This is a genomic window from Phocaeicola salanitronis DSM 18170 (assembly GCF_000190575.1).
In the GTDB taxonomy this organism is placed as follows: Bacteria; Bacteroidota; Bacteroidia; order Bacteroidales; family Bacteroidaceae; genus Phocaeicola; species Phocaeicola salanitronis.
In genome coordinates, this window is record NC_015164.1 from 2,016,503 (window position 1) to 2,028,084 (window position 11,582).

13 protein-coding genes are annotated in these 11,582 nt (G+C 38.8%); 11 read left to right on the top strand and 2 right to left on the bottom strand.

All coding sequences use genetic code 11. The features are described from left to right. Positions 1-80: 80 nt before the first annotated feature. The 11 genes from BACSA_RS08660 (at position 81) to BACSA_RS08710 (ending at position 9,940) form a co-directional block, all read left to right on the top strand. Positions 81-1,112 (top strand): O-antigen ligase family protein, encoded by a 1,032-nt coding sequence (locus tag BACSA_RS08660; RefSeq protein WP_169311450.1) that lies wholly within the window; start codon positions 81-83, stop codon positions 1,110-1,112. Beyond that, positions 1,109-2,089 carry a glycosyltransferase family protein gene (locus tag BACSA_RS08665; protein WP_013617733.1) on the top strand — a complete coding sequence of 327 codons (981 nt, stop codon included), beginning with the start codon at positions 1,109-1,111 and terminating at the stop codon, positions 2,087-2,089. Before BACSA_RS08660 ends, BACSA_RS08665 begins: the two co-directional genes overlap by 4 nt. An 81-nt stretch (positions 2,090-2,170) precedes the next feature. Next, on the top strand, positions 2,171-3,061 hold the full coding sequence (locus BACSA_RS08670; RefSeq protein ID WP_013617734.1) for a glycosyltransferase family 2 protein: 891 nt from the start codon (positions 2,171-2,173) through the stop codon (positions 3,059-3,061). Positions 3,062-3,065: 4 nt separating this feature from the next. Next, positions 3,066-3,893 (top strand): alpha-1,2-fucosyltransferase, encoded by an 828-nt coding sequence (locus BACSA_RS08675; RefSeq protein WP_013617735.1) that lies wholly within the window; start codon positions 3,066-3,068, stop codon positions 3,891-3,893. Positions 3,894-3,983: 90 nt separating this feature from the next. Further along, on the top strand, positions 3,984-5,162 hold the full coding sequence (locus BACSA_RS08680; RefSeq protein WP_013617736.1) for a glycosyltransferase: 1,179 nt from the start codon (positions 3,984-3,986) through the stop codon (positions 5,160-5,162). 78 nt (positions 5,163-5,240) lie between these two features. After that, positions 5,241-6,977: an ATP-binding protein gene (locus BACSA_RS08685; protein ID WP_013617737.1), complete on the top strand. Its 1,737-nt coding sequence runs from the start codon at positions 5,241-5,243 to the stop codon at positions 6,975-6,977. A 731-nt stretch (positions 6,978-7,708) separates the two neighbouring features. Next, positions 7,709-8,182, top strand: a complete 474-nt coding sequence (pssD, locus tag BACSA_RS08690; protein ID WP_041583953.1) for a PssD/Cps14F family polysaccharide biosynthesis glycosyltransferase — start codon at positions 7,709-7,711, stop codon at positions 8,180-8,182. 63 nt (positions 8,183-8,245) lie between these two features. Next, positions 8,246-8,731 carry a glycosyltransferase gene (locus tag BACSA_RS08695; RefSeq protein WP_041583954.1) on the top strand — a complete coding sequence of 162 codons (486 nt, stop codon included), beginning with the start codon at positions 8,246-8,248 and terminating at the stop codon, positions 8,729-8,731. A gap of 247 nt (positions 8,732-8,978) precedes the next feature. Then, a complete protein-coding gene (locus BACSA_RS08700; RefSeq protein WP_169311451.1) occupies positions 8,979-9,239 on the top strand; it encodes an AAA family ATPase in 261 nt (86 codons plus the stop codon). Then, complete coding sequence (locus BACSA_RS20185) at positions 9,226-9,681, top strand: hypothetical protein (RefSeq protein ID WP_041583956.1); 456 nt, start codon at positions 9,226-9,228, stop codon at positions 9,679-9,681. Before BACSA_RS08700 ends, BACSA_RS20185 begins: the two co-directional genes overlap by 14 nt. Continuing rightward, positions 9,668-9,940, top strand: a complete 273-nt coding sequence (locus BACSA_RS08710) for a hypothetical protein (RefSeq protein WP_041583957.1) — start codon at positions 9,668-9,670, stop codon at positions 9,938-9,940. Before BACSA_RS20185 ends, BACSA_RS08710 begins: the two co-directional genes overlap by 14 nt. Positions 9,941-10,162: 222 nt before the next feature. Here BACSA_RS08710 and BACSA_RS08715 read toward each other — a convergent pair whose 3' ends face one another. Both BACSA_RS08715 and BACSA_RS08720 read right to left on the bottom strand, forming a co-directional pair. Beyond that, positions 10,163-10,930 (bottom strand): UDP-2,3-diacylglucosamine diphosphatase, encoded by a 768-nt coding sequence (locus BACSA_RS08715; RefSeq protein ID WP_041584324.1) that lies wholly within the window; start codon positions 10,928-10,930, stop codon positions 10,163-10,165. A gap of 21 nt (positions 10,931-10,951) precedes the next feature. After that, positions 10,952-11,272: an iron-sulfur cluster assembly protein gene (locus BACSA_RS08720; RefSeq protein WP_013617742.1), complete on the bottom strand. Its 321-nt coding sequence runs from the start codon at positions 11,270-11,272 to the stop codon at positions 10,952-10,954. Between the last annotated feature and the right edge of the window lie 310 nt (positions 11,273-11,582).

The following is an 11,582-nucleotide window of genomic DNA, read 5'->3' on the forward strand; positions in this document are numbered from 1 at the left end:
CTATACTGACTCTGATTATTGCATATATTTCTATAATTATCTTTTCTTCCACTGTCCCCTTAAACCACCAAATATGTAACTTGTTACAAGAACTATTGGAAATATCAATCATTGTAGAAAGCCTTATTGTCGCTCAGAAAAATAATCTTTTCGTACGGAAACTATGTATCGTTTTATCAATCTTAATTTTATGCAATATCGTATATTCATTCGTTTGTGAAATATTTCTTCGGACAAATTTTGCAGGAACACCTTTATACCTTTTAATGGGGCAAGAAGATAATGCATATTACACAGATATGATAAATATGCAACGAGGTATTATGGATTTTCGCTTACAGTCCATTTTTGCCCATCCTCTTTCTCTTGGGCAGTATTTTCTTCTGCTTGTCCCTATATTCCTTTGTAAAAGCCGAATGCTAAACGAAAGATTCAGGTGGTTCATGATAATACTTTTAAGCATTGGCATTTTCCTATCCGGCACACGCGGCGCTTTATTCCCCTTAATATTGATTGTAGGATTATTCTTAATGAAAGAAAAGATTCGTTTTGTGTATAAACTGATTCTGACGCTTCCTTTTTTAATCGTTCTCTACACCTTTATGCCTTTAAATTTTCAACGGGATATTGATAAATATTTCACCTCATTTGCAACATACATTCAATTTTGGGATGATACGAAACAGAGTAAAAGTGAAATCGAAGGTTCATCCATGAGTATGCGTTTCGAACAATTCGAAGCTGCTAATGATGAAATTAAAGATAATCCTTTATTTGGAAAAGGACGAATATATAGAGAGTATTATCAAGACCATCATAACCAATTGCATCCAAAGCTCTTAGGATATGAAAGTTTTGTATTATTGAAGTTGGTAGAACAAGGTTGGATAGGGCTTTGCATGTTCATTTTATTAATATTCTATATGTATCGCATATTCAAGAATACTTATTGTAATGTGTGGATTTTGCAATTACTATTTATAGCATTTTTCTTATCCACACTTATGACGGGAATACGCCCATTCTCGTTTTTAATATTGGGCATGTCTGCAGTTATAGTTTCTAATCAAAAATCACTTTCCTCTCACTATACAAATGTTAAACCCTTATGAAAACAAAAATCGTATACGCTGTTACAAGTGACGAGACAGACTTTTATTTAGAACAAACATTGGTTTCTGTATATTCATTACGCTTGTATAATCCAGAGACAAGAGTAGTGTTGATTGTTGATGACAAGACAAATGACACATTGATAGGTAAAAGGGCTAAAATATTAGAATACATTTCAGATAAAGTTGTAGTAAATATTCCTGCTAAGTATACTAAAAAAGAGAGGTCCAGATATCTGAAAACAACAATACGACAACATATTGAAGGAGCATATCTTTTTATTGATTCTGATACAATCATAACAGATAATTTGTCTGATATAGACAATCTTTTAGATAAGGGGATTGATATAGCAGCTGTAAAAGATAGTCATTGTGATTTTAAAGATATGCAAAATTATAAATTAATACTTTCAAGAGCACATATAATAGGTTGGGACACAATACTCAAAAAAGATACAATTCATTTCAATAGCGGTGTAATGTTTGTTTGTGACAATAATTTTACTCACAAATTTTATGATGAATGGCACAACAATTGGATATATGAATTACATAAGGGGTTATTTTATGACCAATTAGCATTAGCTTATACAAATCAGATGTTAAAATATCCAATAAAAGAACTTGATGGAATATGGGACTGCCAAATATGTCAAGATGGTCTTAGTTATTTGTATAAAGCTAAAATAATCCATTACTTTGGAGAAATAGGGAATAGAAGTGCTTACTATTTTCGCAATATAAATGTTTTTGAAAAAGTAAAAGAAAGTGGAAATATCCCTCAAACATTGATTCCCTTTATAAGGAAAGGAAAAGGAGCTTTTATAGGACATCATTTTGTTTGTGACGATGTAGATTTCATGCAATCATTTTTATATAAGCTTTATCGTCGTTTCCCCAAATTGTTTAAAACCATAAATTCCGTTATTGAATGTTCTTTCAAATTACTGCATAAGAAGAGATCGGTAAAATAAAATACTATCTATAAAATTAAGCCTATTACTCGCTCAAATTTGATTTGTTAAGTAAATAATACAGTGAAAATAAAAATATTGATGGATGTTTCTGTAATTATAGTTAATTATAATACCAAGAGTATTACAAACGAATGTATAAAGAGTGTAATTTCTCAAACTAAAGACGTTTCTTATGAAATTATTTTAGTTGACAATAACTCTCAAGATGGGAGTATAGATTACTTTAGCAATGATAAAAGAATATGTTTTATAAAATCAAATAGAAATATAGGATTTGGCAGAGCTAACAATTTAGCATTAAAAAGAGCAAAAGGGAAATATATTTTTTTACTGAATTCTGACACAATCTTATTGAATGATGCAATTTCTATTTTTTATGAGAAAATGGAAAAAGCTTCTAAAAATATTGCTTGCATTGGAGCTTATTTATTAGATAAAAATTTTTGTCCTAATCAGTCTTACGGAGAGTTTCTTACGGTAAGACGTATTTTAAAAATGGCTTTAAATTCTTATTCTAAGAAATTTCATCAGAAAAATAAACAAACATATTGGGGGAAACATTATGATTGGATGGAAGTTGAAATGGTGATAGGAGCAGATTTATTTATTAGAAAAGAAGTGATTGACAAATTAGGAATGTTTGATGAAACATTTTTTATGTACCACGAAGAAAATGACATGCAACGTCGTTTTAACAAATCGGGGTATAAAATGGCATTAATTTTAGGTCCTCAAATAATTCATTTAGAACAAGCAAGTTCTTCAACGTTTACACTCATAGATAAAAAAATAATGAGCGAAAAAGGTATGTTTAATTATATGCGTAATTGGACATCCCAATGTGGTTTCTATTTTTTGAAAACAATTTATATCATACTAAAACTTCCAATGCTTTTTGATAAGAGATATTCACTTTATGACGTATATAGATACCTGAAATTTTTAATCAATATAGATTACAAGCGATAATTAAATGAATTTGAAAATCTTAGTATTTACAGGCGGATTAGGGAATCAGCTGTTTGAATACGCTTTTTACCTCCATTTGAAAAGGAAGTTTCCTAATGAACGGTTTTATGGATTGTATGGAAAGAAATTAGCAGAACACTATGGACTGGAACTTGACAAATGGTTCCGTGTAAATCTTCCTTCACAACCTTGGTGGGTATTGCCTGTGACCGGACTTTTTTATCTATACAAACAATGTTTCCCAAACTCCCGATGGCTGGATTTAAACCAGCGTGACTGGAAACATCCTAAAGCAATAGTCTTTTTTCCTTTCAAATTTAATAAGCGCTTCATTCCAAATAAACAAAATTGGATTCAGTGGAAAGTAGATGAATCTGCTTTGTCTGAATATAATCGGAAAGCGTTGGTTGAAATACGACAATCGAATGCCTGCTTTGTACATGTCCGCCGGGGAGATTATCTGTCAGTTAATTATAAGACCTTGTTTGAAGGTTGCTGTACATCAGAGTACTATCAAAGAGCATTAGCACAGATGAAAGAAATGCATCCCGACGTGAGATTTATTTGCTTTTCGGATGATATCCCATGGATGAAAAAGAATTTAGAGCTGGGAGATAATGCGTTCTATGTAGATTGGAATGTAGGGAAAGATTCTCCTCTTGATATGTATCTTATGTCGCAATGCCGCCATGCCATTATAGCCAATAGTACCTTTAGTTATTGGGGAGCCAGATTAGGTCAAGAAAAAGAATGCGTATTTTACCCAAAGAAATGGTGGAATAGTGAACACGGGAATCCGGATATATTCTTGGACAATTGGATAGGTTTATGATGATTGATACTATGTCATCCAAATTTGATACATAGCATAATAACACATTCCCTTATAGATACATATTGCCGAAAAACTTTTCACAAAACAATGAACATTTTATTCTTATTGAAATCTTTCGAAATTGGCGGTGTAGAAGTCGTAACTTCTATACTTGCCAATAAATTTGTTTCAGAAGGACATCAGGTTATTTTGTGGGCATTTTATGAAAAAAATCCCTCATTAGAGAATCGATTAGATAAACGTATTGAACTTGTATATAACAAAGGTTTTAGTTTTTGTAAGGAAAATGTGGAGTCTTTGCGAAGCATATTAATAAGAAAAAATATTCAAGTTGTTATCAACCAATGGGGACTGCCGTATATCCCGGCAAAGGTTTTAGACAAGGCGAGAAAAGGGCTTGCTATCAAAACAATTGCCGTTTATCACAATTCGCCGGACAGCAATGCAAGAATAAAAGAGGTGGAGATAGCTTTGTCGCAAACAACGAATCACTTGAAACGCTGGATGCTGCAATGCAAGAAGTTTGCATTCAAGCAAATCACCAGCCAAAGCATGCGCTACGTTTACAACCATAGCGACCTATACATGGTATTGTCTCCCAGCTTCATTGATAAATTTAAAGATTTCACAGGCATCAAGCATCCCAATCATTTGATTGTGCAGACCAATCCTATAACAATAGACACTACAGGATTCCAGTTGGATTTGACACGAAAGCAAAAAGAAATAATCTATGTCGGAAGAATCGACTACAATCAGAAACGAGTTTCACGAATTATAGAAACATGGAGCTTGCTTGAAAATAAATACCCGGATTGGTCCGTAAAAATAATAGGAGACGGACAAGAAAGAAAGCAATTAGAAGAAATGTGCAAATCATTGAAACTTAAAAGAGTATCTTTTGAAGGCTTTCAATCACCAATCGAATATTATAAAAAAGCATCTATACTTATTTTGACTTCAGAATACGAAGGATTTGGTCTTGTAATTGTAGAAGGTATGTCGTTTGGTGTAGTACCCGTAGTCTATGGAAGCTACTCCGCCGTGTACGACATTATCAAACACAAGGAAAACGGCATGATTGTACAGCCACAGAATGGTAAGTTTGAGGTAAATGAAATGGCTAAGCAATTGACTTTTGTCATAGAGAATGAATCCAAACGGAATGAAATGGCGCAAAATGCCATGCTGACCAGCAAGCGTGATTACTCATTGGAAAACATTTATCGGTCATGGAAAGAGGTATTTGATGAATGGATGCAATAATCTCATCATTGTTTTTGAGTGGTTTATTCATTTATTTTTCGTACATTTGTTTCGTCAACCCATTAAGCACATGCCATCATGGAAAAAACGGTCAAGAAAATACCTTACGGTATCGCTGATTTCGAACAGGTTCGGAACGAGAATTCTTATTATGTGGACAAGACGATGTATCTCCCTTTACTGGAAGATACAAATAATTTCCTTTTCCTTATCCGTCCACGCCGTTTCGGCAAGAGCGTGTTCGTCAGCATGATGCGTGCTTATTATGACATCGCCAAAGCGGACAAGTTCGACAAATTGTTCGACGGGTTGTGGATACAGCAGCACCCTACGCCGCTAAAGAACACTTTTCAGGTGATTTATTTCGACTTCTCGCTGATAGGCGGGCGCAATGAGGAGGAACTGGAATATTATTTTGACCAGTATTGCGGGATGGTGCTCGACATGTTTGCCACGACTTATGCGGCATTTTATGGTGAAGGGTTCGCCGAGGAAGTCAAGGGACGGCAAGGAGCAAGAAACAAACTGAACTTCATCCACATACAGGCTAAGGGGAGAGGCTATCCGCTTTACCTGATTGTAGACGAATACGACAACTTCACCAACGTCATACTTTCGGACGGAGGCAAGGAAATGTTCCGCAAGCTGACACATGCCAGCGGTTTCTACCGTGACTATTTCAAAATCTTCAAGGCGATGTTCAGCCGGGTGTTCCTGATTGGCGTGTCACCCGTAACGCTCGATGACCTTTCCAGCGGTTATAACATCGACTGGAACATCTCGCAAGACCCGAACTTCAACCACATGCTTGGTTTTTCTGAGACGGATGTCCATGCGATGTTTCAATATTATAAAGACAACGGCAAGCTCCGTGCGGATGCCGACATCGACAGGATGATGGCGGAGATGAAACCGTGGTACAACAACTATTGCTTTGCCGAAGAATGCCTGAACGATGACCGTTTGTATAATTGCGACATGGTGTATTATTACCTGCGCCATCAGATGCTTCATGCCCGTCCTCCACGTGAGATGGTGGACAAGAACATCCGCACGGACTACAAGAAACTGAAGATGCTTGCCGACATCGACCGGGGCAACCAACGGGAGAGCCGCATGAGTGTGATTGAAGAGATTGCAGCGACCGGCGCAGTAGTAATGACCTTGAAGACTTCTTTTCCTGCCGAATATGTGACGGATGACAACAATTTCCGCAGCCTGCTCTACTATTACGGGTTGCTGACCATGGGAGAAAATTATGGGAACATGGTCAAGATGGTGATTCCGAACAATTGTGTAAAAGAACAGTACTGGAGCTTCATGCGGGATTACTATGACCGCAGTTTCAAGATAGACAGCATCCCGATGGAAATGGAGATGACACGCATGGCATTGAACGGCGAATGGGAACCTTTTGTCCGCCGTATTGCCAATGCTTACCGGGAAAACTCTTCCATACGTGACAGCATCTTGGGCGAACACAACCTGCAGGGATTCTTCAAGGCATATCTGGCGCTAAACTCCCTTTACTTGGTAGAACCGGAAATCGAGTTGAACTATGGTTACAGCGACTTCCTGTTGTTGCCCGACAGGATGCGTTATCCGAAAATAGCGCACAGCTACATTATGGAACTGAAGTATGTGAAACCAACGGCTTCGGATGCCGAAGTGGAGGAGAAAAGCCGGGAAGCCGATACCCAATTACAGAAGTATAGCCGGGACAGGGTGGTTCTCCAAATCAGTGAAGGCACGCAGCTGCACTTGCTGAAGGTGGTTTTCAGAGGAGCAGAGATGGCGGTATGCAAGGAACTGTGAATCTGCAGATAGCATCAAACCATGAGGATAATTTTCAAAATGAATATCCGCAAACATCCCATGTAGGGGCGTATCGCATACGCCCGAATGTGTCCACTTATCCACGCGGATGCCTTCAGGGCGTATGCGATACGCCCCTACAGCCAATTAGGGAAAAGGCGGATATTCATGTTGATTTATAATCTGATATTGTAAATTTCTTAAACACTAATTCTACATTTTACTATACTTTATCGGCATCAAAATATGCATTTTCTGCCTCTATGATTTGAAAATTTAGCGTCAATATTTCGCAGGCTTGTCATGGTATCAACCTTTCCGGATAGTATCCTTGCAAGACGCAGCCGGTTGCATAAGCCTGCGAATATAGGTGCGGCGGCAAACGCATATAGGCTCTTTCGCTGTAAGATTAATAATCTTCAAGCTGCAAGATTATTAATCTTACAAGCGGAAGATTATTAATCTTACAGCGAAGGAAGCTATCTGCGCCGAAGCAAGAAGATAATAACGGCAAGCTTTTTAACTAACCTGAATATGAAAGCACAATTTAGTAATGCGCGGCGAACGGAGACGGCATACCGGAACCGTGACATCAACAAAATGCACAAATCCATGCCGCGCATAGTATAATACACTATAAATTGTTAATTCCTATAACACTCAAAAGTTCATCTTCTTGATTTTTAAGAGAGCGAACGCTATTGAGTGTTTACACTTGCACCTATACAAATATGAAAAAGCGTAAATCTAAAATCTGCCTTGTCAGTTCTTGCGGCGGTCACTTCATGGAACTGATACAATTACTTCCGTTGGTTGAGAACAAGCAATATTACATCATTACGGAAAAGAACGTAGCATCTACAGCTTCCGTAGAGAAGCATCCGCATCATTATTTAGTCCAGCAAGAACGTGGAGGCATGAGCTTTATCTTTAAGTTCTGTTGGAATATCCTCCTTTCTTTCATCTATTTCATCATCGAAAGACCGACCACGGTGATAACCACGGGAGCAGGAGCATCTTATCCAACTTGCCTGTTCGCATGGTTGTTCAAGTGCAGAATTATCTATGTGGAAAGCTTTGCTAAGTTGGATAGCAAATCGGTTACGGGTAAAATGCTCTATCCTTTTGCTGACTATTTCTTTGTGCAATGGCCGGAAATGAAAAAAGTATATCCGAAAGCCATTTATAGCGGAAGCGTTTATTAAAAATGGGATGCCCGACTTCCTTTGATAGGAAAATTATTTATCGTTCTTTGACATATTGACACTATGGATAAAATAAAATTGTTTGTCCCACTTGGAACCCAGAAGTTTCCATTCGGGCGTATTATCACAGCCTTGAATCAATTGGTTGGTCAAGGCAAATATAAAGCAGACGAGATAGTGATGCAATCCGCACTCTATCCAGTGCAACCGGAGTTCACGCATTTCGGACTGATTCCGAATGAAGACTTTAATCGTTATATGAGAGAAACGGAAGTCGTAGTCACTCATAGTGGAGTGAACTCCATCATTTCGTGTATGGAAATGGGAAAACCTTTAGTAGTCTGTCCCCGCCTTCATGAATACGGGGAACATGTGGACAACCATCAGATAGAAATCGCCACACTGATGCACGACAAATATGATGTGCTGATTTGTACGGACATGAAAGACTTGCCAGAACTGATAGAAAAGGCAAAGGCGCATAAATACAAATCGTGGGTGAGTCATAGGGAAGAATTGCTGGATACAATCAGAGAGTTGATAATTTAAGAGAATTATAGTCAATCAGAAATGAAATGCAAAAATCATTTGCTTGTCACGCCGGATTTGTAATCCGAAACCATTAGTTGAGGATGCGGATTACAATTGACTTCGTCGACCTACGGTTCCGCCACGTAGGATAAACGACCGCAATTACCAGCTTCCCGTATTGAAAGCTGTGCGGAATGCCCTGCATCAGATTCTGGCCTGCCGATATAAGAACCCTCGTATAGAACTGTCTCCGATGCGGTTTGTTATGGATGAGCAAACAGAAGAAGGCAGCAGAGAAGTACGGATAGAGCAAATGAGCGACGGATATCGGATTATGGTAGCCATGGTAGCGGATATTGCGTCAAGGCTTGCCGAGGCAAACCCGAGCAATGAAAACCCATTGGACGGAAAGGGAATCGTATTGATAGATGAGGCCGACTTGCATCTGCATCCTGCATGGCAGCGGAAAATTTTGCATGATCTTTCAGAAGCTGTTTTGAATTTATCGTGCGATGATTTGGGATGAGTTTTTGAGGCATTTTCGCTTCTGTGATGAGGAAGATAGCGGGCTATCTGACGAAGAACAGGAGCGGAAAGGACCAAAAAAATCGCCCAAAGCACACACGAAAAAGGATACATCAAGCCAAGAAAAACTTTTTGGAGAAATTCAAAACAGCTTCTCAGATGTTTTTAGGAATATCCAGTTTATAGTAACAACCCATAGCCCATTGATAGCTATGGGAGCCGCCGATATAGCTCAGATTTTAGTATTTGATGAAAAGGGAAAACTGCATGAAACAGAAGCGGACGTTTATAGCACCTATGATGTGGGGCAGGTTTTAATGAGCAATTTGTTTAACTTACCTACAGACCGTGCACCACAATGGGACAACATGATAAAGGAACGCTATGATTTACTGGAGAAATCAGAAACTGCTTTGAATTTATCGTGCGATGATTTGGGATGAGTTTTTGAGGCATTTCCGCTTGTGTGATGAGGAAGATAGCGGGCTATCTGACGAAGAACAGAAGCGGAAAGGACCAAAAAATCGCCCAAAGCACACACGAAAACGGATACATCAAGACGAGAAAAACTTTTTGGAGAAATTCAAAACAGTTTCTCAAATTTATCAGAAACGGACAAAAAAAGATTGGACGAGTTGGAAACAGAACTATCCGGTTTATCTTTTGGCGAAAGCGAGGAAGAAATCAAAGCGCGAAAATTGATTATTGATGCCAATCAGGAGTTAAAAGGGAGTTATAGGTAGTTATCGCCCGCCAGTGCGGGCCGGGAGTTAGATGCCAATACCTTTTCCACCGCTTTCAGAAGAAAAGCTATAGACCTTTAACTCCTGAACGAAGTGATAACTCCTGTGAAACTTAACTACGTTTAACTCCTGATTCGCATGTATGGATTTTTTCGCAATTCATTTCTGGTTGACTATGTAGTCATCTCACTTCCGTCTCGCCCTCGATGAACTGCTCCATAAAAAGATTCTCACCATCGAATACAGCATACGAAAAATCCGAAATCCAATCTCCCAAGATAAGTATCCGTGTCGTACGGCTCAACATCAAATCGAGCATAATATGCCGGTGCCCAAAGATAAAATAATTAATATCCGAATGCGTCCTCAGATAATCCTTGGCAAACAATACCAAAGGCTCCTTATCCTCGCCCATATAGGGAGGCTCCTTGCCTCCCTCACGCTTCAGGCGGCTGTGTTTTGCCCATTCCAAACCTAATTCCACACTCCAACGCGGATGCAAGGCAGAAAACATGCGCTGCAATGTATGGCTATGAAAAACAGTACGCAAAAAACGGAAGCTACGGTCGTCATCTCCCAGCCCGTCTCCATGGGCAAGGAAAAACTCTCTCCCATAAATCTCACAAGTCAAAGGTTCCCGGTGCAAAATCGCCCCACATTCCTTCTCTAAATAATCGCCGCACCAAATATCGTGGTTTCCGATGAAGAAATGCACTTCTACCCCCCGGTCGGTCAACTCGGAAAGTTTTCCCAAGAAACGGGTATAGCCTTTGGGCACCACCAGTTTGAACTCGTACCAGAAGTCGAACATATCGCCCAAGAGATAAACAGCCGCAGCCCGATCCTTGATGCTATCCAGAAAATTCACCAATCGGCGTTCTTGCGTACGGCTGTGCGGAATCGCCCTCGAACCTAAATGTGCGTCCGACAGAAAATAAACATTCTTCATCGCTTCCATCATTCTGTAGTTTTACAAGAATCCCAATTCCAATTTTGCCTCCTCACTCATCATGTCCTTATCCCATTCGGGTTCGAACACCAAATTGATTTGTGCCGCATTTACTCCTTCCACCGATTCTATTTTCTGACGGATGTCTTCCATAATAAAATCGGCTGCCGGGCAATTGGGAGCTGTCAAAGTCATATCAATCGACACGTCACCGCTGTCCTGCAAGTCTATCTTGTAAATTAAGCCCAAATCGTACACATTAACCGGTATTTCAGGGTCATAAACAGTTTTCAGCATCTCTATTATCCGTTCTTCTATCTTCAGCTTTTCATCATTATCCATGTCATTTCCATTTTTCAGTACGGGACAAAGATAATAGAAAAATGTGAGAAACTGAGAGCCTGTTTAAATTTTCCAATAAAGTAATATTCTATCAGGTTCTTTTTCGTTTGTTTCCGGTCTGTTTTCCCGATTTTATTCGTCAGATAGCCCGCTATCCTCCTCATAAAATCAGAAAAACATCCTCGAAAACAATTCGCAAAATTAACCTGAGCAAAATTTATAGTAGAACAAAATTGGTTTGCGAAAATACGGAATGCAGTAGAGACGTCACATTGTGGCGTCTCCCCAACCGCAGGGATGCTATATGTTT